This is a genomic window from Burkholderia seminalis (assembly GCF_001718535.1).
GTDB classification, from domain to species: Bacteria; Pseudomonadota; Gammaproteobacteria; order Burkholderiales; family Burkholderiaceae; genus Burkholderia; species Burkholderia seminalis.
On record NZ_CP013400.1, the window covers coordinates 159,719 to 180,525 of the forward strand.

Annotated in this window: 19 protein-coding genes; 6 read left to right on the forward strand and 13 right to left on the reverse strand. The window is 68.0% G+C overall.

Translation table 11 applies throughout. The annotated features are described in order from the left end of the window. Nucleotides 1-274 precede the first annotated feature (274 nt). Both WJ12_RS21440 and WJ12_RS21445 read left to right on the forward strand, forming a co-directional pair. Complete coding sequence (locus WJ12_RS21440; RefSeq protein WP_376699837.1) at nt 275-637, forward strand: type II toxin-antitoxin system RelE/ParE family toxin; 363 nt, start codon at nt 275-277, stop codon at nt 635-637. Beyond that, the gene (locus WJ12_RS21445; protein WP_049029949.1) at nt 630-962 is read left to right on the forward strand and encodes a helix-turn-helix domain-containing protein; all 333 of its coding nucleotides are present in this window, start codon (nt 630-632) and stop codon (nt 960-962) included. The genes WJ12_RS21440 and WJ12_RS21445 overlap by 8 nt, the downstream gene beginning before the upstream one ends. Before the next feature lie 55 nt (nt 963-1,017). Here WJ12_RS21445 and WJ12_RS21450 read toward each other — a convergent pair whose 3' ends face one another. From WJ12_RS21450 to WJ12_RS21465, 4 genes are all read right to left on the reverse strand, one after another. Next, nucleotides 1,018-1,857, reverse strand: coding sequence for an AraC family transcriptional regulator (locus WJ12_RS21450; RefSeq protein WP_059556336.1), 840 nt, complete (start codon nt 1,855-1,857; stop codon nt 1,018-1,020). A 148-nt stretch (nt 1,858-2,005) separates the two neighbouring features. After that, a complete protein-coding gene (locus tag WJ12_RS21455) occupies nt 2,006-2,740 on the reverse strand; it encodes a fucose-binding lectin II (RefSeq protein ID WP_059556335.1) in 735 nt (244 codons plus the stop codon). A gap of 150 nt (nt 2,741-2,890) precedes the next feature. Further along, nucleotides 2,891-3,697, reverse strand: a complete 807-nt coding sequence (locus WJ12_RS21460) for a fucose-binding lectin II (protein WP_034189646.1) — start codon at nt 3,695-3,697, stop codon at nt 2,891-2,893. 123 nt (nt 3,698-3,820) lie between these two features. Beyond that, entirely contained in the window at nt 3,821-4,210 is a 390-nt protein-coding gene (locus WJ12_RS21465; protein WP_034189645.1) for a fucose-binding lectin II, read from the reverse strand. A gap of 957 nt (nt 4,211-5,167) precedes the next feature. On the opposite strand from WJ12_RS21465, the gene leuA reads away from it, so the two are divergent. From leuA to WJ12_RS21480, 4 genes are all read left to right on the forward strand, one after another. Beyond that, nucleotides 5,168-6,877 carry a 2-isopropylmalate synthase gene (leuA, locus tag WJ12_RS21470; protein ID WP_197423850.1) on the forward strand — a complete coding sequence of 570 codons (1,710 nt, stop codon included), beginning with the start codon at nt 5,168-5,170 and terminating at the stop codon, nt 6,875-6,877. Nucleotides 6,878-7,011: 134 nt separating this feature from the next. After that, on the forward strand, nt 7,012-7,416 hold the full coding sequence (locus WJ12_RS21475; RefSeq protein ID WP_034189643.1) for a hypothetical protein: 405 nt from the start codon (nt 7,012-7,014) through the stop codon (nt 7,414-7,416). Next, nucleotides 7,413-7,937 carry a hypothetical protein gene (locus WJ12_RS36030; RefSeq protein WP_156444714.1) on the forward strand — a complete coding sequence of 175 codons (525 nt, stop codon included), beginning with the start codon at nt 7,413-7,415 and terminating at the stop codon, nt 7,935-7,937. The genes WJ12_RS21475 and WJ12_RS36030 overlap by 4 nt, the downstream gene beginning before the upstream one ends. Before the next feature lie 290 nt (nt 7,938-8,227). Next, the gene (locus tag WJ12_RS21480) at nt 8,228-9,214 is read left to right on the forward strand and encodes a glycoside hydrolase family protein (protein WP_059556333.1); all 987 of its coding nucleotides are present in this window, start codon (nt 8,228-8,230) and stop codon (nt 9,212-9,214) included. Here WJ12_RS21480 and WJ12_RS21485 read toward each other — a convergent pair whose 3' ends face one another. The 9 genes from WJ12_RS21485 to WJ12_RS21525 all read right to left on the reverse strand — a co-directional run bounded on the left by WJ12_RS21485 (nt 9,215) and on the right by WJ12_RS21525 (nt 20,802). Continuing rightward, nucleotides 9,215-10,279: a hypothetical protein gene (locus WJ12_RS21485; protein WP_059556332.1), complete on the reverse strand. Its 1,065-nt coding sequence runs from the start codon at nt 10,277-10,279 to the stop codon at nt 9,215-9,217. Next, a complete protein-coding gene (locus tag WJ12_RS21490) occupies nt 10,269-11,543 on the reverse strand; it encodes a lipopolysaccharide biosynthesis protein (protein WP_059556331.1) in 1,275 nt (424 codons plus the stop codon). Before WJ12_RS21490 ends, WJ12_RS21485 begins: the two co-directional genes overlap by 11 nt. Beyond that, on the reverse strand, nt 11,540-12,703 hold the full coding sequence (locus tag WJ12_RS21495; RefSeq protein WP_059556396.1) for a polysaccharide pyruvyl transferase family protein: 1,164 nt from the start codon (nt 12,701-12,703) through the stop codon (nt 11,540-11,542). The genes WJ12_RS21490 and WJ12_RS21495 overlap by 4 nt, the downstream gene beginning before the upstream one ends. After that, a complete protein-coding gene (locus tag WJ12_RS21500) occupies nt 12,703-13,926 on the reverse strand; it encodes a glycosyltransferase family 4 protein (protein WP_034189639.1) in 1,224 nt (407 codons plus the stop codon). Before WJ12_RS21500 ends, WJ12_RS21495 begins: the two co-directional genes overlap by 1 nt. Continuing rightward, nucleotides 13,923-16,193 (reverse strand): polysaccharide biosynthesis tyrosine autokinase, encoded by a 2,271-nt coding sequence (locus WJ12_RS21505; RefSeq protein ID WP_059556330.1) that lies wholly within the window; start codon nt 16,191-16,193, stop codon nt 13,923-13,925. Before WJ12_RS21505 ends, WJ12_RS21500 begins: the two co-directional genes overlap by 4 nt. Continuing rightward, nucleotides 16,190-16,687 carry an arsenate reductase/protein-tyrosine-phosphatase family protein gene (locus tag WJ12_RS21510; RefSeq protein WP_034189637.1) on the reverse strand — a complete coding sequence of 166 codons (498 nt, stop codon included), beginning with the start codon at nt 16,685-16,687 and terminating at the stop codon, nt 16,190-16,192. The genes WJ12_RS21505 and WJ12_RS21510 overlap by 4 nt, the downstream gene beginning before the upstream one ends. Beyond that, nucleotides 16,684-17,913 carry a polysaccharide biosynthesis/export family protein gene (locus WJ12_RS21515; RefSeq protein ID WP_069245815.1) on the reverse strand — a complete coding sequence of 410 codons (1,230 nt, stop codon included), beginning with the start codon at nt 17,911-17,913 and terminating at the stop codon, nt 16,684-16,686. The genes WJ12_RS21510 and WJ12_RS21515 overlap by 4 nt, the downstream gene beginning before the upstream one ends. 102 nt (nt 17,914-18,015) lie before the next feature. Continuing rightward, entirely contained in the window at nt 18,016-19,404 is a 1,389-nt protein-coding gene (locus tag WJ12_RS21520) for an undecaprenyl-phosphate glucose phosphotransferase (RefSeq protein WP_059556328.1), read from the reverse strand. A gap of 543 nt (nt 19,405-19,947) precedes the next feature. Further along, entirely contained in the window at nt 19,948-20,802 is an 855-nt protein-coding gene (locus WJ12_RS21525; protein ID WP_059556327.1) for a CgeB family protein, read from the reverse strand. Nucleotides 20,803-20,807: the final 5 nt, after the last annotated feature.

Sequence of the window (20,807 nt, forward strand, 5' to 3'; positions counted from 1 at the left end):
CGATGACGGCGGATTTTTTCAGAGTACGTGCAACGCAAGAATTAGATCGTTTAGCTAACTGACGAATCGCGAGGAGGTCGCCTTAGAGTCCGAAGGAAGCGTGTAGAGACGCATTGACATACCGAAGCCAGATACCCGGCTCGCCTGGCCTGACGAGCGTGACCTGATCGGGGCTCGTGACCGGCAACGGGCACGTCGCGTTGTCGCGGGAGTCTCAATACATGCGGGTGGTCACGTGTACGTGGCGCGTTGACCGGAAGGACTCGACAGCTTGATGAGAATTAGCAAATTTGCTAACATTGCGATGAAGAAGTGGACGATCCTGTACTACGACGAACGAGTAAAACGTGATGTGTTCGCTTTGCCCAAGGGCATTCTGGCTGGCTACCTCCGACTGATCGAGACGATGGAAGAATACGGTGCGGATCTACGGATGCCGCATTCGCGCGCGATGGGGGAAGGATTGTTTGAGTTGCGCCCGCGAGGTCGCGAGGGCATCGGGCGCGTGTTCTATTGCATGCAGGTGGGGTATGACCTCGTCGTCCTGCATTCCTTCGTCAAGAAGACCCAGGAAACATCCGGCGACGAGTTGCGAATCGCCCGCCGGCGAATGAAGGAGGTACGTAACAATGGCTAAGGCCCGCCACGCGCATGCAAGCGAGGAGCGGTATGCACCGGTCCGACACACTGCCGAAGACACCGCGCGTCTACTTACCGATCCGGCGATCAAGGCGGAGTACGATGCGCTGGAAGAGGAGTTCACCGCGCTTCGTGCGTTGCTCGACGCGCGTAAAGACGCGGGCCTGACTCAGGCTCAGGTCGCCGAACGAATGGGCACTACGACATCGGCCGTATCCAGGCTCGAAGCTTCGTTTTCGAGCGAGAAGCACTCGCCGTCGTTTGCGACGCTGCGCAAGTACGCCGCAGCGTGCGGCAAGAAGCTCGTCATTTCGTTCGCTTGAACACGCCGGCGTCAGGCGCTGATCAGCCGAAGGTGCGGATACCAAAGTCGACCGCTTACGCCGCCTGTTCGACCGGCAACCAGACTTCCAGCACGCCGGCACCCGTCACCGGATCGTAGTCACCGCTGTAGCGCTCGAACTCGGGCGCGTCCACCGCCTTGAATCCCGACGTCGGCAGCCAGCCGTTCCAGATGCTGTGGAAGGTCTGGTGCAACGTCGAGATATGCCCGGCGTGTTCGAACACCGCGTAGCGCTGCGGCGCCAGTTCGACCCAGCGAAACGGCGCGGGCAGCCGGTCGACGCGCGTGACTTCCACGCCCGCGATGTATTCGAAGCTGCCGTCCGCATCGGGATTGCAGCACACGCCGTACGTGACGTCGCCGAGCTGGCCGGGGAAGGACCCGAGGTAGGGGATGAACGCCTGCCAAAGCGCTGGAATCCCTTCGTTGGTTTCGAACGTATAGCGGTCGCTCATGCCCGCGATCAGCCGCGTGCCGGCGGTCTCGAAACGTGACGGCATCACGTCGACGATCTTCAGTTCTTTCATGCGAAGCGGCTCCACAACAGACAATCCGTCGAGCGTGCGCCGTGCCCGCACCTCCTCGGGCGTCATGCCGAAGAGATCGCGGAAGGCGCGCGTAAACGCCTCATGGGAGCCATAACCGGCATCGAGCGCCACGTGCAGGATGTCCGGCGCGCCTTGCGCCAATGCATGCGCTGCGCGCGTCAGCCGCTGCGACCGGACATAGCGCATCACCGGCCAGCCGGTATTCATCGAGAACAGGCGCGAGAAGCCGAAGCGCGTCATGTCGCAATCGGCGGAAATCCTGTCGAGCGTCAGTTCCCTGTCCAGTTCGGTTTCGATAAACCAGAGTGCTTGTCCAACCGGGTGCATGGCGTACCAATGAGGGTGTCGGGTGGACTATATGGTATCGGCGGCCGGGGCATTTGATCGTTCTTGCGCGGCAGCCGTGATCGGGCGGCTGCACAAATGCACATCGCCACGCCGGTCGGCGTGGCGATGATCGACGGGCTGCTGCGGTTCAACCCAGCGGCCAGTTCAGGATCGCGATGCCGTCGTTGTAATCCCCATCGCCGCCATCCTCCGACCCGACGAGCCCGAAGTAGGTCTTCTTGAAGATGTCGACCTGGCGCGAGCCGATCTTCGACGGCTTGCCGTTCGCCGTCACGACCACGCGCACCTTGCCCTTGCCCGAGTTCACGATCTGCGTGTTCAGGTTCGCGTCTTGCGTGCCGGCGCCCTGGAACGTCGCGGCCGGTGTCGGGTTGTCGTCGACGAAGACCTCGATCGTCTGCGGTGCCGACGAGTTGACCAGCGCCGTCACGCCGAACGCGATGTTCGGCGGCAGGTTGAAGATGCCGTCGCGTTCGCCGCCGCCGGTCGGCGCGGGCGCCGGCTGCACGGGCTGCGGCGTTGCCTTCGAGAAATAGTTGACGACTGCGCCCACGCCGAACTTGGCGGCCGCGCCGGGCAGCACGCCGGGCGCGCCGGCCCACGTGACCGTGCAGGCGACGACTTCGGCCGCCGCATCGGTCTTCACCTTGTTCTGCCAGCTGCCGACGTCGAAGCTGTACGGGATCGTCGCGATATCGACGAACACGTCGTATTGCGGCAGTTTCTCGACCAGCTGCGCGGTCATGAACTGACGCATCCGGTCGAGCACGGCCTGGTCGCCGTTGGCTTGTACGGCGGTGGCGTCGTTGCCGGCGAGTTGCAGCAGCGCATACAGATCGTCATGGGTAAATGGTTGTGACATGTCGTCCTCGTCTCGATGGAATATCTCGCGTTGCGCAGCCGGTGACCGGGGTCACCGTGCCGCGCGCGGCGCAAAGCGTGGGACTGCTTGAAAGTTTCGCAATGTGTGGTTGGCCCCGTCGCCATCGCGAAGCTGCGTGACTGCCGCCGATCAGCCGAGCGGCCAGTTCAGGAACACGATGCCGTCGTTGTAGTCGTCGTCGGCGCCGTCTTCCGAGCCGACGATCCCGAAGAACGACTTCTTGAAGAGGTCGACCTGCCGCGAGCCGAGCCGCGACGGCTTGCCGTTCGCCATCACGATCACGCGCACACGGCCCTTGCCGGAGTCGAGCACCTTCGTGCCGAGGTTCTGGTCCTGCACGCCGGCGCCCCTGAACGTCGCGGCGGGTGTCGGGTTGTCGTCGATGTAGATGTCGATCGTCTGGTCGTTCGCCGCGTTGGTGAGCGCGGTGACGCCGAACTTGATGTTCGGCGGCAGGTTGAACGTGCCGTCGCGTTCGCCGCCGGCCCCTCCACCGATGTTGCCGGTGCCCGGATTCCCGCTGCCGTGCGACGACGATTGCGCGGCGGTTTCACCGATCGCGGACAGGCTCGCGTACGAATCGATATGCATCGCGCTGCCGCGCACGCTTTTCCACTGGCCTTTCACGAACGTGACGCCGCTGCCGGCATCGATCGTTGCGACCAGCGTGAACGGCATGCGGCCGGTGCTTTCCGGCACCTTCGACGAATACGTGAAGCAGCCGTCCGCGACGACGCCTCGATCGGTCGCGATCGCGAAGTAGATGCCGGGGAAGTTGTTGCCGGTCGCGTACGGCGTCGGCACGTTGAGGATGACCTGCAGCTTGCCGTCGCGAATCTCCGCCTTGGCGATGTCGATATACAGGCCGGGGATGTCGACGTAGGTTTCCGACGTCACGACGGGCGCGCTGACGATCGAAGCCGAAAGGAGCGGCATGGAAGTCTCCGGTGATGACACGGTTCTGGGATGGCGGCGTGAGGGGGCGCCGAACGCGGCGCGAACCCGCCGGCCGGCGCGGACGCGGCCAGCCGGCGGTGGTCGGTCGTCGATCGCGTCAGGTCAGCCGATCGGCCACTGGAGCACGACGATGCCGTCGTTGTAGTCGCTGTCGTGGCCGTCTTCCGACACGACGATCCCGAAGTTGACCGTGTACGGCGAGCCGTCCGACTTCTTGCCGTTGACCGGCGCGAGGCGCGCGTCGGTGGCCGACGGCTTGCCGTTGACCGACACTTCGAAGCGGAGCTTGCCGTTGCCGGAATTCAGCTTGACTTCACGCGGGCCGTCGCGCGTCGTCAGCTTGTGATACGCGGCGGGTTCGGTGCTGTCACCGATAAACAGCTTGATGTGCTGCTGCTCGGCGGCATTCGCGAAGAAAATCGCACGGAAATCGGTATTCGGCGGAATCGAAAACTCACCGGCACGATTGGAAGACGTTTGAGAGTCGGCCATGCTTGCCTCCTGAGGTTTGTTGGATAAGGCGTGAGCGCTGTCGCGCAAACGTTTGCCGTTTGAAACGCGACGGTCAAAGCATGGCGAAAAATAAATAAAAAAATATTCGAACGGGAATGGTTATTGTTCAGTAAATCGAAAATCAAGGTTAATCGATTTAATGAATTGCAGTTAATGAATCGATTTTCGATGTATTCGGGAAATTATGTCGATGCGCGTATCGTTTTCCTGAACGATGCGGGCCGTAGCGCGGCGAGAGCGTGGCGGGAAGGTGCAGCGGACAATCGGGCTTCGGAGCAGACGCTCGGCGTTCGCATATGGCAGCGTTTCGTTTCAACATCAGCATCTCGGTCGTGGCCGCGCCCACCGGCCACCGTCGAACGCCCGCACCGAAGCCCGATCGCAAGGGGAAGGGGTGCGACACCGGCGAAGAGGATGGACCGACTCACTCCGAACATGAATAGGACCTCACCGGCGCCGCACCCGTGAAGCATATCGACGGGGCAGGCCGTCGCCTATCGGACTGGACTGATTTTGCGCCCGCACTGAGTGCCGGCAAAAACCGCGAATCCCGAGCGCCCGGTTGACAGCCCCGGTCGCCCTGTGATCTGATTCCGGCCATGCAAGCCGCCCAGTCCCTCTTCTCGCTACGACTACTCGCCCGTTTCTCCGGGCTGGGTCTGCGGCTGCGCGCTTTCCGTCTGCTTCTGTCCTGAAGCGCCAGATTTCCCCCGTATCACCGACCTGGCCCCGGTTGTCGACCGGCGCCTGAGTTCGTCTTTTTCCGTATCGCTCCGCTCCATCCCGGTCGCTCAACCGCCAAGGCCGTCGTTCGCCGTACCGCTTTGCCGTTGTGCCGTTTCATCGCTGTCACCGCTGCGCGCGCAGCCGGCCACACCCGCCGAGGGCCGCCGCGACGCGGTTTCCCGACATACCGACCGAGGACCGAACATCATGATGCTGAAGAACCCCGCGACGAAGTACCGACCGTTTACGCCCGTCAACCTGCCGGACCGCACGTGGCCGTCGCGCACGATCACGCACGCGCCGATCTGGATGAGCACCGACCTGCGCGACGGCAACCAGGCGCTGTTCGAGCCGATGGACGCCGCGCGCAAGATGCGGATGTTCAAGACGCTGGTCGCGATCGGCTTCAAGGAGATCGAGGTCGCGTTCCCGTCGGCGTCGGAAACCGATTTCAACTTCGTGCGCGAGCTGATCGAGGGCGACCACATTCCCGACGACGTGACGATCGAGGTGCTCACGCAGGCGCGCGACGACCTGATCGAGCGCACGTTCGAGTCGCTGCGCGGCGCGAAGCGCGCGATCGTGCACCTGTACAACGCAACCGCGCCGGAATTCCGCAAGATCGTGTTCGGCCTCGAGCGCGACGGCGTGAAGCAACTCGCGGTGAACGCGGCGCGCACGATCAAGCGCTGCGCCGACGCGGCGACCGACACGCGGTTCACGCTGCAATACAGCCCCGAAACCTTCACGGCCACCGAACTCGACTTCGCGAAGGAAGTCTGCGATGCCGTCTTCGACGTGTGGCAGCCGACGCCCGAGCACAAGGCCATCGTGAACCTGCCGGCGACCGTCGAAGTCGGCACGCCGAACTTCTACGCGGACCAGATCGAGTGGATGCACCGCAACCTCGCGCGTCGTGATGCGCTGATCCTGTCGGTGCATCCGCACAACGATCGCGGGACCGCGGTCGCGGCGGCCGAACTCGCGGTGATGGCCGGCGCCGACCGCATCGAGGGCTGCCTGTTCGGCAACGGCGAGCGCACCGGCAACGTCGATCTCGTGACGCTCGCGCTGAACCTGTACACGCAGGGCGTCGACCCGGGCCTCGACTTCTCGCAGATCAACGAAGTCGCGCGCACGTCGGAAGAATGCACGCAATTGCCGATCCATCCGCGTCATCCGTATGTCGGCGATCTCGTGTTCACCGCGTTCTCCGGCTCGCATCAGGACGCGATCAAGAAGGGCTTTGCCGTGCAGAAACCCGACGCCGTGTGGGAAATGCCGTACCTGCCGATCGATCCGAGCGATCTCGGCCGCACCTACGATTCGATCATTCGCGTGAACAGCCAGTCGGGCAAGGGCGGTATCGCGTACCTGCTCGAACAAGGCTACGGCGTCGCGTTGCCGCGCCGTCTGCAGGTCGACTTCAGCGCGGCCGTGCAGCGCCTGACCGACGACAGCGGCCACGAGGTGACGAGCGCGCAGATCTGGTCGCTGTTCCAGCAGGAGTATGTGGCGGGCGATGCGCCGCTGCGTTATGTCGGCCATGAGCTGACCGAGCGCGACGGCCGCGAGACGATCGTGCTGACCGCGGACGTGCACGGCGAGCGCCGCGTGCTGCGCGGCGAAGGCAACGGCCCGCTCGACGCGCTGATGCACGCGCTGCGCACGCCGCTGCGGATCCAGCACTATGAGGAGCGCGCGCTGTCGCAGGGCGCCGATGCGAAGGCGATCGCGATCGCCGAGCTGGCCGGCACGGGCGTGCGCGGCAGCGCGTTCGGCGTCGGCATCGATGCGAACCTGACGACCGCGTCGATCCGCGCGGTGATCAGCGGCATCAACCGCGCGTATGCGCGCGCGGACGAGGCGGTGCAGGCGACGTTCTTTGACGTGGCGCGCGCGGTGAAGGCCGTGGCGTAAGTCGAGCGGTGATGGGTGCGCCGGTGTGACGCAGGCCTGACAAACCTGACAGGCGATGACTTCACATAACGAGCGTATCGTGCAAGCGGCGCGCGGGTCCGTTTTATCGCGCCCATCACCACGAGGAATGTGTCATGTCGAAAGAAGATGCCCTGCGGGGCGATATCAAGGGGCAGGCCCAGGCGGCGGACCGCCACAACCTGGCGCGGCCGGCCGCGAACGGCGCGCTGTGGGCGCGCGGGCTCACGACGCAGCGGGTCGCCGACCTGTTCAGGACCTTGCCGGGATTGCCGGGGCACTGGATGCAGTTGCAGAACGAGGTCAACGCCGGGAATCGCTATTTCTACGGCGTCCAGAACGGCAGCGTGACGACCGAGGAAGGCAAGGCGCTGATCCGCTGGATCGCCAACGCGGTCGTGAGCGCCGCCGAGCATGCGTCGTTCGACTTCACGTTGCAGCAGCTGCGTTTCACGGCCGACATGGGCTGGCTCAAGCTCCAGCGTGTCAACGGGCGCGTGATGGTGTTCTCGCGGCCGTGAGCCGTGAGCCGGGCGCCGGGCGCCGGGCCGACGCTGACGGCAGGTCGTGCATCGAGAAGTTTGCAGGTGAATGTGATGCGGCCGTCGACGGGATGCCGTCCGGCTGCGTCGCTCTATTGCTCGGCAGCTTTCCCTCGTCAAGCCGGCTTTTCGGTTTTCCCTATTTCGCCGTTGCCGAAATAGGGAAGCGAACGAAATCGTCGCCGCGCTCGCGGCGCTTGCGCACGAACCGGCAGGAAGGGCGCTTTCTGATCCATTGCGTGACCTTCGACACGATGAACGGGCTGCCGGGTGATGTCACGGAGCATTGTTGCAGCGGCGATCCGCGCTCGCCGGTGTCCGCGTATTCTGCTTCCCGTATGCAATCCTCCGGACGCGCATTCGCGTCGCCGAGTTTCGGTGAGCGGACAGGTAACGGCACGTACGCGCTCAGGGACGTGCTTACCGATGAAAGCGTGATCGTGCCGGCAAGACAACGTTTTCCGGGACCCGGTCATCAATCAGGGTATCCCGCGCGTTGACCGTCGATGAAATGACAGTTGCGCCGCAATCCGATCAAGCCCAAATCTACCAACGCTGAGCGCGCCCATCGCGCCCGGCCGCCCACGTTTTCCTGGTGGTGCGGCTAAGACCGGTCCGATTGCCCACATGCGCGACACAGGCGATGCTGTCGGGATTTGAGGGAATCCTTGCATGGGTCTGCTGATCATCGCGATATGCGTCACCGTCGCCATATTCTTCGTATTGTGACCGGCGCCGATCGACGCGGCTCGTGCGCGTTCCATGACAGAAGGGGGGGGCCTTGTCCGCGATGTCCAATCGAATTCGCAAGCTGGCGATCGCCGCCGCCGGCTGCATGCTGGCGGCTGCGGCCGGTGCCGCTGATACGGCGCGCTGGCCTGGCGCGTCGGGCGGTGAGCCGCGCGTCGGCGTGCAGGTCAAGATCCAGTCGTTGACGCGCGACGATGCGCGCAACATTCGCGACACCGGCTTCGCGTTCGTCCGCTTCGGCGCGTGGGCCGAACGTCTGGATCAGGCGGCTTATCGGGCGCAACTCGACGAGGCGTTCGCGGCCGCACGTTCCGCGGGCCTGCCGGTGCTGTTGACCGTGCGCGCGCTGGGTCCGCTCGTGCCGGCGCACGACGCGAAAACGAAGACGGACGCGCTCGCGCTCGCGGGCCGCCGGATGGCCGATGCGATCGCGGCGCTGGCCGCGCGGCATCGGCACGACCTGATCGCCGTCGAACTCTGGAACGAACCCGACCTCGCGCGCTACTGGCCGACCGGCGATGTCGCGCGGACCTTTCCACCATTCGCCGTAGCCTTGTGCCGCGCGCTGGCCGACGCGGCGCCGGGCGTGCCGGTCGTCGGCTTCGGGTTCGCGCGCGCGCCGCTGCCGGGCAGCGTGCCGGACCGCTTGCTGGCGGGCGTGCATGCGGCCGCACCGGGCTGTCTGGACGCTGTGTCGTACCACGCGTACGGGATGACGCCCGCGCAGATTCGCGCGGCCGCGCGCGACATCGACACGCGCTATGGGCTGCCGGCCATCGTGACCGAAGTCGGCGTGGCGTCGACGGGCGGCGATGGCGAGCAGCGGCAGGCGCATCGCCTGCGCGCGCTGCTCGATGCGCGCGGCGAACTGCATACGCCGCTGATTTCGGTTTACGAGTGGGCCGATACCGCAAGCGCCGGCGACGCGGCGCAACGCGCCTACGGCGTCATGCATGCGGACCGGTCGCCGAAGCCGGCGCTCGACGCATTGCGTGCCGCGCTGCGCACGGCGCCGCTTCCCCGGTAATCAGGGCGACCTCGGTCCCGTGCGGGCCGACCACAGCGCGACGGCCAGCAGCGCGACGCTCGACAGGTGCCGCAGGTAGCTGCCGAGATCGGGCTCGAACAGCATCGACACAGCGACATGGCCGAGCACCACGCAAGCCAGCAACTCGCCGTCGCGTGCGGGTGCGATCGCGTGGCCGTCGATGCGCCGCACCGGCAGGCGGCGCCACGCGGCGCAGAGAAACAGCGCGATCAGCGCCTGCATCGCCCAGCCCTTCGGATCGAACGAGAAAAACACCGGCAGGTTGAGCCGGACGACCGAATACGCGTAATTGCCGACGAAATGCACGAAGGAATCGGGCGGCAGCGGATTGTGGAAACTCGTGCGCGCGCCGAACGGCGACGAATAGACGAGATAGTCGACCGCGAGGTCGCGCGGTTGCTGGAGCAGCGTATAAACGCCGTTCGGCAGCGCGACCAGCACCGCGACGAGCAGCAGCGCGCCGGCCACCCTCGGCAGCATGGACACGCGCCGGAATACCCACGCCGCGAACGCGATCGAGAGAATCAGCGCGAAGTAGCTGCGGATCGTCGCCGCGTAGGCGAGATACAGCACGGCAACGATCAGCATCCGCCGCGCCGTGCCGCGCAGGCGCGCGACGGCGAGCACGGCGATCGACATCGCGGCGACGATCGTATCCTTGCTCGCGACGAACAGGTTGAAGAACAGGCACGGCGCGATCAGCGCGAGATAGATGACGAGCCCGCCGAGCCGGCGCGTCTCGCGCAGCGCGATCCAGATCGTCGCGACGCCGAGCGCGACGACGAACACGGCGGTGCCCGCGCTGCCGAGCGCCTGGTACAGCTTGCCGACCGCGTCGAACGACGAGCCGTCGTAGGTCGAGCCGCCGCCGATCTGGGTCTGGATCTTGTCCGCATCGCGGAAGATGAATTCCGGCAGCAGCGCGCGTGCATTCGCGTAGACGCCCACGTACAGCAACGCGACGAGCGCCGCGATCGCGTCGCGCAGGCCGGGACTCAGCAGCGGCCCGCTGCGGATCGCGCTTCGGATGACGTTACGCAGCATGGCCGGCTCGAGTGCGCTTGCCGCGCACGGCGGGCAGGCGCGACGTGACGATCCACGCGAGCCACGCCGTTACCGCGATGCTCGCAACCAGATGGGCGCACGCCGCGCCGAGCTCATGTTCGCTTTGGACCAGTGCGATCGACATCGGCACGCATGCAACCGTCAGCGCGGCGATCACGCATGCGACCGTGCGCCCCGCACGCAGCGCGACTGCCGCCGCCCACAGCACGTCGGCGGCAGCACGCAGGACGAACGACGGCAGCAGGATCAGCAGGAGCACGGTCGACCGCGCATCGTCGCCGCCATGCGCAAGCCGGAAGAGCCACGGGTGGGCGAGCGCGATCGCGAGCGCGGTGGCGCCGGTCAGCAGGAGCGACGCACGCAGGGCCCGTGCGAGCTCGGCGCGGAACGCGGGCGCGGCCGCGTGCACGCTGTCGAGCGCGCGCACGACGCGTGGCGCGGCGACGGCGACGACGGTCGCCGCCGCGACCGTCTGGATCGCATTGGCGATCGACCAGACGAACACATAGTGGCCGAGCGCGTTCGCATCGAGCTGCGCGGACGCGACGAAGCGCTCGAGATACTGCAACACCGACAGCAGCAGCAGCGCGACGAAAAACGGCACACCGTCGCGCCACACCGGGGCGAGCCGCACGCGCGTCGCCGACAGCGCGGGCATGGCCGGCAAGCGGCGCGCGGCGCCGGCGATCAGGATCCAGCCGATCGCCACGACCAGCACGTCGGCGGCGATCCAGATCGCGAACAGAACCTCGACCGACGCGATCGCGCGCAGCGTCAGCGCGCCGATCGCGACGCCGGCCCATGCACCCGTGCGGACGAACAGCAGCCAGGATGCGGCGCGCGCGCGATGCAGCGAGAACAGCCACGTATTGACTTCGAGCGCGGCATGCTCGGCGCACGCCACGAGCGCGACGAGCAGGAGCGGGACGTCGCGCAGCGCGCCGGGCGCGGCGATCGGCAGCGTGGCCACGCCGCAGAGCAACGCGTAGACCCCGGCGTACAGCACGGACAGGCGCACGCAGGTCCGCACCGCGTCGTGCGGATCGGGGCCGGCCAGCCGGCGGTTGATCTCGGTGCTGAAGCCGAGCCCCAGCACCTTCGACGCGACGACCGACATCGCGAGCGCGAAACCGTACGCGGCCACCGCATCGAAGCCGAGCGTCCGCGCGACGACGATCGTCAGCATGAACTTCAGCCCGAGCGCGCCGACGCGCAGCGTGAGGCGCAACCATGCGGCGCTCATCGCGTTGCCTCGCGGTCGAGCGCATCGCGCAGTGCGGCGACGATCTTTCCGCGTTCGCGTGCGAGACGGGCGAGCCCGGCGTCGGCCTGCATCCAGAAGCGGCTCAGTGCATGGGGCGCGAGCAGCGTGTCGCACACCGCGCCCGCGTCGAAATCGGCCGCGTTCGCGACCCAGTGGCCGACGCCGAGATCCGCGTACGCGCCGAAACCCTTGCGCTCGTAGCTCAGGTGGTACGCGGGCACGCCGTGCAGGATCGCTTCGAGCGCACCGTGCAGACGCACCGACACGACCGCGTCGGGGGTGTCGTCGGCGAGCACGTCCTTCAGCGTGCGCGTGGCGTCGAATCCGCGTTCACGGTAGTACGCGGCGTCGTCGTTGCCGCGACCGGTGCTCTGCACCGCGAACGTGATGCGGCAGAGCGTACCGAGCCGCTCGATCAGCGCGTCGGTCGCCGCGAGATAGCGCGCGCGTTGCGCGTCGCTCCACGCCGGCGGGCGTCGCAGCACGAATGCGACGTGGGCGGGCGTCGACGCGGCTGCATGCGTGCGCATCCGCAGGTCGTTCGCCCGGTGCGCGAATTCGAGCACCGCGAGATCGGGGGCGCGGCGCGTGTTCGCATTGGCGGCGAGCAGCTCGGCCGAGCGGTCGTCGCGCACGAACACGGCGTCGAAGCCCGCGAGCAGCGACGTCAGGTGCGCGGCGAGCACCGGACTGCCGGCAGCCGGCCCGATGCTCTGCGGCAGATAGACGGCCGGCTTGCCCGCCGCGCGGGCCGCGCGCATCTGCACGAGATGCCCGGCCTCGAGCTTGAGCGCTTCGACCGCGTTGCGCGCGCGCAGATAGCCGCCGCCGACGCCGACGATCAGGTCCGCACGACGCAGCAGCGCACGCAGCCCGGCGAGCGCCGGGTTCGCGCCGACGGGCAGTGTGGCCATCGCCGCGCCGATCAGGCGGCCGGCGCCGCCGGCCGCGAGCACCGGCGCCGGATGCACGTCCGGGTAGCCGGGGAACGACGCGGGATCGGCCGCGACGATCGAGACCTGCGTGTCGGGGCCGAACGCCTCGCGCAGCAGTGCGACCGACAGGTCGACGAGCAGTCCGTCGCCGGAGTTGCGTGCGCTGTAGGCGTGCAGCAGCACGACGTGAACGGAGCGTTTCATCATGCGTGTTCCTGCAGAAGCGCGCGATAGACGGCGAGCGTGCGGTCGACCATCGCGTCGGCCGAGAAATGCGGGGACGCTTGCGCGCAGCGATCGCGCATCATGCGGAATGCGGCCGGGTGCTCGACCAGCCGGCTGACCGCCGCGGCGAACACGGTCGGATCGTCGTCGTTCGGCACGGTAAGGCCGACGTGGTGCGCGGCGATCAGTTCGGCCGCGCCCGCGACCTGGGTCGCGACCATCGGCACATGCGCGGCGACGGCTTCGAGGCAGACGTACGGAAAGCCTTCGTAGCGGCTCGGCAGCGCGAGCAGGTCGAATGCGGCGAAGTAGCGGCGCGCGTCGTCGACGCGGCCCGCGACGTACAGGTTCAGCGGCAGGTCGCGCGCCTCGTCGCCCGCCGCGCGGGCGAAATCGCCGGACCCGATCGCGACGACCTGCACGCGGCGGCCGTGGCGCCGGTCCAGCGCGCGTGCAATGCGCACGAGGCGGTCGACGCCCTTCTGATGATCGAAACGGCCGACGAAGCCGACGACGAACGTGTCGTCGGCGAGCCCGAGCGCGATGCGCGCGGCCTGGCTCGCGAGCAGCCGCGGCGGCGTGACGCCGTTCTCGACGACGCGAATCCGTTGGTGCGCAATGCCGAGTGCTTGCAGGTGATCGGCCTCGTCCTGCGACACCGCGATCACCGCGTCCGAGCAGGCATTGCCGAGCACGCGCTCGATGCCGCCGTAGAACGCGCGCTTCGCAGGCGACAGCGCCGGGTTCAGCGTATAGACCGCGTGCGGCGTGTAGACCTGCTTCCACGGCCCGCGACACAGCCGCGCGAGCGCGCCGGCTTTCGAGCTGTGGCTGTGCACGATGTCGGGCCGCAGCTTGCGCAGCAACCGCCGCAACGCCAGTGCGCCGCGCAGGTCGTGCAGGCCGACCGCGCGTTGCAGCGGCAGCCGGTGGAACGCGTGACATTGCGCGGCGGCGGCGGACAGCATGGTTTCGTCGAAGCGTTCGCCGAGCGGGGCGATCAGATGAATCTCGACGCACGGGCGTGTCCGCAGGCCTGCGATCAGGTCGCTCAGGTGCACGGCGACGCCGCCGCCGGCTGCTTCGACGACCAGCGCGATGCGCGTCGGCCGTGCGGCGCGGGCTGCGGGCGCGGCCAGGTTCGATGTGGGGCGGGCGGCCGTGCGCGTGGCGGGCGGCGGAGCAAGTTCGATGTCGGTCATGCGGACCTCCGGAGCAGGCGTTGAAGGGCCGCGCGCAGACGGGCCGGATACGTGCAGCGCGTCTCGCACGTGTAGCGATAGGCCTCGTAGCGATAGCTGCCGTATTTCGAGCCGAATGCGGACGCGCCCGAGCGCGGATCGAGGCCGTTCAGCACCACGCCCAGCGAGCCGGCGGGCCGTTGCGGCAGCCGTCGCGCGGACTCGACCAGTTCGCCGGCGCGGGTCGACCCCGCGCGGGCGACGAGCAGGGTCGCGTCCGCGTGCGTGTCGAGCCAGGTCGCGTCGGCGACCGCGAGCAGCGGCGCGGCATCGACGATCACGAGGTCGTAGCGCTCGCGCAGCGACGCGAGCCGCGCGCCGGTGCCGGCGTGCTGCAGCAGCGCGATCGGCGCGGCCGGCAGTTCGCCGGTCGGCAGGAAGTCGAGGTTCGGCGCGACGCCGCGGCGGACGACGTCGTCCGCTCGGGCGCGACCGTCGAGCAGTTCCGCGAAACCGGCGCCGCGTTCGAGGCCGAAGTACTGATGCAGATAGCCCTTGCGCAGGTCGCCGTCGATCAGCAGCACGCGCTGGCCGTTCGCCGCATGCACGGCTGCGAGGTTGACCGATACGAACGACTTGCCGGTGCCGGGCGCGGGGCCGGTGACCAGCACGAGCGGATGCGGGACGTCGGCCAGCGAGAAGTGCAGCGCGGTCTGCAGGCTGCGCAGCCCTTCGATCGCGGGTTCGTCCGGATCGTCGTAGGCCAGCACGTGCAACCCCGCGTCGCGCCGTTCGACCGCGCGGATCAGGCGGCGCTGGCGCGCGGCGGCGGGCAGTACCGCGCGCACCGGCAGCGACGTGTGGCGTTCGATCTCGTCGACGGCCGTGAGGCCGCCGTACAGGAACTCGCGCGCGAACGCGGCGAGCATGCCGAGCGCGAGGCCGGCCAGCGCGGCCGCCGCGATCACGACCGGCCGGTTCGGCCGGACGGGATCGGCCGGTGCGACGGCCGCGTCGACCACGCGGACGCTGGCCGTGCGGCCGGCCTGCACGAGTTCGAGCTGCTGGATGTTGTTCAGCAGCGCGGTGTACAGGTCGGTGTTGACCTTCACGTCGAGCTGCGCGCGCACTTCCTCGGCCTGCTGCGCGGGCAGGTGTGCGATGCGGCTGTCGAGCGCGCCTTGCTGGCGCCTGAGTGTCGCGAGCTGCGCGTCGAGCGCGGCCATGTCGGGGTGGGTGGGCAGGAACCGGCGCGAAAGTTCGTCGCGCTTCTGCCGCAGCTCGAGCGCGCGCGTCTGCAGGTCCGCGCCTTGCTGGAGCGCGAGCTTGCCTTCCTCGGCGAGATCGACCGAGCCGGTGCGGCTGCGCAGCGACGCGTAATGCGTTTCCGCCCGTTCGAGCTGCTGCTTCACGATCGGCAACTGTCCGTTCAGGAACGTCAGCGACTGCGCCGCTTCGGCGGAACGGCGCGCGATGTTCTGCTCGACGTAGCGGTTCGCCACCGCGTTCAGCGTCGCGCTGAGGTCGGCCGGGTCGTCGCCGCGCAGCGACGCGACCAGCACGCCCGACTGCTTGACCTTCTCCTGCACGTCGAGCGCGGTGCGCAGCGTGTCGATCGTTTCCGCGCGCGAATGCCGGACCAGCCTGAAGCGGGTGCCGGGCAGCGCGTCGAAACCGGTGATCTCGATCTGCAGCGGGCCGTAGCGCGTCGCGAAGGTTTCCGCGCGGCCGACGCGGCCGACGGCGTCGGCCGTCAGGTCGGCGCCGGTCAGCCGGTAGCGCGTGGCGTCGAGCCGCACGACGTGGAACGTGTCGCCTTCGGCGCGCGTCGGCACGTCGAAGCGCGCGACGTCCACGCGCTCCTGGCCCCATGCATAGCCGCCGAAGCCGAGCAGGCCGGGCGACACCGCGCCGTCGTTGAAACGCGCGACGAACGCGCCGATCACGGGCACGCGCGACGGTTTCGCGACGATGTAGGCGCGCAGGTCTTCCACCGCGCGCGTGACGACGAGCCGCGACGACAGGATCTGCGCTTCGGCCGACGCGGGCGAGCCGACGTTGAAGAACGACGCGGCGTCGCCGAGCAGGTTCTTCGATGCGGCGTCGCTCGCATCGTCGGCCTGGATCATCAAGTCGGCCTGATAGGTGGGCGGCGCGACGAACGCATAGAGCGTACCGGCGGCGACGCAGGCCGCGACGATCGACGCGACGGTCCAGCGCGCATGGCGCAGGACGTCGAGCACGCGGACCAGGTCGATCTCGCGTTCGGAGGAAGAGGGCGTGTTCATGACCGGGAGACGGAAACGGGGTGGGCCGGCCAGCGCGCGGCGAGGCGCGGCAGCCAGCCGGCAACGGCGAGATCGATCAGCGCCGCGCAACGGATGAAATCCGCGCGCGTGCCGCGATACGGATCGGGGATGTCGAGGCCGGGACGCGCGTCGTCCGACGCACGCGCGTATTCGCCGAGCCGGAACACGCGCCCGCGCAGGAACGGGTGGCGCGCCTCGAGCACGCGGCGTTGGCCGTCGTCCATCGCGAGAATCAGGTCGGCGCGCGTGCACAGCGCGGTCGTCACGGGGCGGGCGGCGTGGGTGTCGAGCGTCAGGCCGCGCGCTTCGGCCATGTCACACGCGAGCGGGTCGGCCGGGCGGCGCGGCGGCGGTGCGAGGCCGGCGGATTCCACGTCGGCCTGCGGCAACCGCGCCGCGAGCAGCGCGGCCGCGAGCGGGCTGCGGCAGAGGTTGCCTTCGCATACGACGAGCAGGAACGGGCGCGCGCTCATTTCGCGGCGATCCCGGCGGCGACGCCCGTGTTGACGCTCGGCAGCAGCAGGCTCAGCACGCGGCTGAAGCGGACGAGCCCGTTGCCGTCGACGTAGACGATGTCCTTCGGCTCCAGTTCGAACTGGTTCGCAAGCACCATCGCGACCGGCGAGCGCGCGTCGAGATGGAAGATCGTCGGCGCGCGGCTGTGCGCGCCGCGGATCACGAACATCTGCGCGGCGTCGGCCGTGTTCGAGTTGATGCTGCCGGCCTGCAGCAGCGCGTCGCTGAGCGTCAGGCGGCCGTTGCGCTTCGGCAGCGCGAGCATGGGCCGGTTCACTTCGCCCATCACGTAGACGCCGTTGTCGTCGCGCGCATTGACGCGCAGCAGGTCGCCGTCGCGCAGCACGATGCCGGACGGATCGGTGCGCCGTTCGAGCAGGCCGGTCAGGCTGATGTGAACCGGTATGCCGCCGCGTACGATCGTGACGTCGCTCTGGTCGGCGGCGGGCGTGAAGCCGCCCGCGCGGGCGATCGCGCTGGCGAGCGTCATCGGCACGTCGTTGACGGGCTGCGCACCGGGCGTGTGGACTTCGCCGTCGATGTAGACCTGCTGCGAACGGAACGACGCGACGCGCAGCGTCACCTGCGGATCGCGGTAGACCGACGCCAGGGCGCGCCGCACGCTCGCCTGTGCCTCGGCGGCCGTCGAACCAGCCACCTTCAGCGTGCCCGCATACGGAAACGTCAGGTTACCGCGATCGTCGACGACGAAACCCGCGACGGGATCGGCGGCGCGAGACGGCGTCTGCGGCGTGCCGCCCTGCGCGGCCGCGAGTTCCGGATGATCCCAGACGGTGATCTGCAGCACGTCGCCCGGGCCGATCCGGTAGGCCGGTGCGCGCGCGCCGGCGAGCGCCGCCAGCGACGCGGCCGCCGCTTCGTGCGCCGCATGCTGGCGCGCGATCAGCGCCGGGTCGATCATGACGACGGGCGGCATCGCGCCGGAGGCAGCGCCCGGCGGTTGCGGCGCGGCGGGCGCACCGCCGGAGCCGTCGCGGGTTTCGCGTGGGCCGTCGGCGGAGGCGGGCGCGGGGTGCGGGTCGTCCGCCAGCCAGCCGAGATACGACGGGCTCATCTTCATGCCGGGCGCCAGCGCGCATCCGGACAGCCACACGCAGGCCGTCAGGGCGAGCATGGGCGCGGCAAGGCGGCGTACGGCCGCCGGTACGATCGGATTGGTCATGGGTTCCTTCCAGGAGCGCCGCGCAGCGCGGCCGTGGCGTCGGCACTGCGCCGCAGTCACATCAATCGGCGGCCGCGATGCCGCCCCGGGCCGCGTGGCCGCTCAGTACGCATTGGGATGCACGATCCCCTTGAGCACCGTCGCCGCGATGATTCGCAGGTCGAGTGCGAACGACCAGTTGCGCAGGTAGTACAGGTCGTAATCGACGCGCGACTGCATGCTTTCGACCCGCTCGGTCGCGCCGCGCAATCCGTTCACCTGCGCCCAGCCGGTAATGCCGGGCTTGATCCGGTAGCGATGGATGTAGCCGTCGACCAGCGTGCGGTACTGCGCGTCGTGTTCCACCGCATGCGGGCGCGGGCCGACCACCGACATGTCGCCGAACAGCACGTTGATGAACTGCGGCAGCTCGTCGAGGCTCGTGCGGCGCAGGAACGCGCCGACCTTCGTCACGCGCGGGTCGTTGCGCGTCGCCTGCACGACGGTTCCGGGCGATTCGGCATGCGCGCGCATCGTGCGGAACTTGTAGATGTCGAACGTGCCGCCGTCGCCGCCGCGCCGTTTCTGCGTGAACAGCACCGGGCCCGGCGAACTCAGCTTGATCGCGGCGGCGATCGCGAGCAGCAACGGCATCAGCAGAATCAACACCACCGCCGCGAACGCGCGATCGAAGATCGCCTTGGTCCACCGGGCGCCGCGGGACAGCGGCGGTGCGGCCAGCGAGATCGCCGGCTCGCCGAGAATCTCGTCGATGCGGCTGCCGAACAGCGCGTGCTTGCTGACATCGGGCATCAGGCGCAATTCGACGAAATCGTTGCGGAACTCGTCGATCACGGGCTCGACCGCGTCGTCCTCGATCGCGAGCGCGATCCAGACTTCTTCCGCCTGTGCACGCCGCACGCAGGCGGAGAACGACGGCAGCGTGTCCAGAATGCGTGCGTCGCCGTCGAGCTCCGGCATGTCGCCCGAGGTCAGGTATGCGCCGACGAGTCGATACTGCGGCGCGGCATTCGCCCGCAGCGTGGCGGCCAGGCGCTCGATGCGCGCACCGTCGCCGACGATCGCGACGCGGCACGGCGCGACCGTCGCGCGCAGGCTGCGCCGCCGCGCGACGCTCAGGGCGATGCGAAACACCACGAGCGCGATCGCGACGCCGATCGTCCAGTCGAAGAACCAGTGCAGCAACACGGCCGTGAGCGTCGTCAGCGCGATCATCTTCACGAACACGAAGCCCTGCACGACCAACCACAGCGCGAGCGAGCGCAATGCGGCGCGTGTGGCAGGCAGGCGCCGGCCGTCCATGCCGGCGCCGGTGAGGCGAAGCAGGAACGCCGCGAGCAGCGCGCTGACGCCGACCAGGATCGATTCGACGCGGATCGATGCGAGATCGCGGAACGAACCGGTATGCGCCCAGGCCGCGATCGCGACGATCGCGGCGACGTCTACCGCGCACACGGTGATTTCGCTGCCTGTGGGCTGCCTGCCATTCATGTTTCTCTTCCCTTCCAACCTGATCCGCTAGGCGCGATGGGGCGCCGTCTCGTCTGCCCGGTCACGGGACGCTGCTCGGCGGGCCAACTGCCGACGTATCCGGAGAGGAAGACGAGTCTAGGTGCCGTCTTGTCCCGAAACCATGGGACATGTACGAAAAATCGAGCTGTTCGTGACCGGGAATCACCGGCGCGCGCCCGATGTAAAACGGTTTTCGCCCATGGCGTCTGATCGATGCGGAAGGTGATCGACGAGAAATCGATACGCACTCCGTACAAAAAACATCGATTCGAGAACGAAAAAACGACGACGCCAATCGCAACGAAATTCGCATTACTTGCCGGGTGACGGCGTGTTAGCCATCCAGCGCAGCCATTGTGTCGAATGGGCGGGGTGCAGGGAATCAGACGCGTCTTAGCTGTCTGTCAACGATTGTGAAAGAAGAATTGGATGGGCCGATGGGCGAGTCGCTTGACGCCGCTTCGGAATGGCAGCCGACGGTGTGGACAAGGCGGCCACGCGCGACGGATCGGACGCGTCCCGTCACGATGCGGCAACCGCTTCCCGCAGCAGCGGTGCGAGCGTGCGTGCCTGCGGATGCCGGCCGATCGTTTCCAGCGCGGCCGCCTCCAGTGCCCGACGCCGCTCCGGATGGCGAACCAGCTCGACGCATGCGTCGACCAGTCCGTCGTACGGCGCCGCCTGAAACCCGCCTGCATAGTCCGGATCGAGGGCCGTGGCAGGCGACACTTCCCCGACGACGGCCTTGCCGTTCGTCATCAGATAAAACACGCGCACGACCTCGAATATCTGCGACGCATAGTGATGCAGGTTCAGCACGACTTTCGCGCGCGCGATGGCCGCGTCGCGTGGCGCGCCGTAGATGCCGCCGCTGACGATGCCGACGTTCAGCCCGCGCGCCTGCAGCGCGTCGAGTATCGCCGCGCGTCGCGGCCCGATCGTGCCGTAGAACAACACGTCGATGTCCTGTTCGACGTCGTGCGGAATGCGGCGCAGCGCCGGATGGAAGCCGAGCTTCAGATAGTGCGCATGCGCGATGCCGAGGCGGCGCAATTTGGCGAGATTGCGTTCGCTGTAATCCCAGGTTTCGTAACGCGACGCCCAGCGGTAAATCTTCTCGTTCCACGGTTGTTCGTCGACGTGAATCTGCTCGGTGTTGATGACGATCGTGTCGTCGGGCACGTGCGCGGTCGCGTCGGGATCGGCGAGATGGCAGCCGATCAGCAGATTGCGCGCGTCGGGCATCATCGCGTTCTCGCTGATATGGACGGTGTGGCCGAGATCGTCGAGTCCGTAGGCGACGACTTCGGCGAGTTCCGTGAATGCGCCGGAATGCGCGTAGCCCGGCGGCCGGACGACGCAGATGTTGTAGTGCATGGCGA

Bases quoted from the DNA above. Each gene is read 5' to 3' on its own strand.
- WJ12_RS21455 (WP_059556335.1), bottom strand. From the start codon at position 2,740: ATGTCACAACCATTTACCCATGACGATCTGTATGCGCTGCTGCAACTC.
- WJ12_RS21445 (WP_049029949.1), top strand. From the start codon at position 630: ATGGCTAAGGCCCGCCACGCGCATGCAAGCGAGGAGCGGTATGCACCG.
- WJ12_RS21510 (WP_034189637.1), bottom strand. From the start codon at position 16,687: ATGAGCGCGCGCCCGTTCCTGCTCGTCGTATGCGAAGGCAACCTCTGC.
- WJ12_RS21440 (WP_376699837.1), top strand. From the start codon at position 275: ATGAGAATTAGCAAATTTGCTAACATTGCGATGAAGAAGTGGACGATC.
- WJ12_RS21475 (WP_034189643.1), top strand. From the start codon at position 7,012: ATGTCGAAAGAAGATGCCCTGCGGGGCGATATCAAGGGGCAGGCCCAG.
- WJ12_RS21525 (WP_059556327.1), bottom strand. From the start codon at position 20,802: ATGCACTACAACATCTGCGTCGTCCGGCCGCCGGGCTACGCGCATTCC.
- WJ12_RS21480 (WP_059556333.1), top strand. From the start codon at position 8,228: ATGTCCAATCGAATTCGCAAGCTGGCGATCGCCGCCGCCGGCTGCATG.
- WJ12_RS21495 (WP_059556396.1), bottom strand. From the start codon at position 12,703: ATGAAACGCTCCGTTCACGTCGTGCTGCTGCACGCCTACAGCGCACGC.
- WJ12_RS21505 (WP_059556330.1), bottom strand. From the start codon at position 16,193: ATGAACACGCCCTCTTCCTCCGAACGCGAGATCGACCTGGTCCGCGTG.
- WJ12_RS21485 (WP_059556332.1), bottom strand. From the start codon at position 10,279: ATGCTGCGTAACGTCATCCGAAGCGCGATCCGCAGCGGGCCGCTGCTG.
- WJ12_RS21500 (WP_034189639.1), bottom strand. From the start codon at position 13,926: ATGACCGACATCGAACTTGCTCCGCCGCCCGCCACGCGCACGGCCGCC.
- WJ12_RS21515 (WP_069245815.1), bottom strand. From the start codon at position 17,913: ATGACCAATCCGATCGTACCGGCGGCCGTACGCCGCCTTGCCGCGCCC.
- WJ12_RS21465 (WP_034189645.1), bottom strand. From the start codon at position 4,210: ATGGCCGACTCTCAAACGTCTTCCAATCGTGCCGGTGAGTTTTCGATT.
- leuA (WP_197423850.1), top strand. From the start codon at position 5,168: ATGCTGAAGAACCCCGCGACGAAGTACCGACCGTTTACGCCCGTCAAC.
- WJ12_RS21450 (WP_059556336.1), bottom strand. From the start codon at position 1,857: ATGCACCCGGTTGGACAAGCACTCTGGTTTATCGAAACCGAACTGGAC.
- WJ12_RS21490 (WP_059556331.1), bottom strand. From the start codon at position 11,543: ATGAGCGCCGCATGGTTGCGCCTCACGCTGCGCGTCGGCGCGCTCGGG.
- WJ12_RS21520 (WP_059556328.1), bottom strand. From the start codon at position 19,404: ATGAATGGCAGGCAGCCCACAGGCAGCGAAATCACCGTGTGCGCGGTA.
- WJ12_RS21460 (WP_034189646.1), bottom strand. From the start codon at position 3,697: ATGCCGCTCCTTTCGGCTTCGATCGTCAGCGCGCCCGTCGTGACGTCG.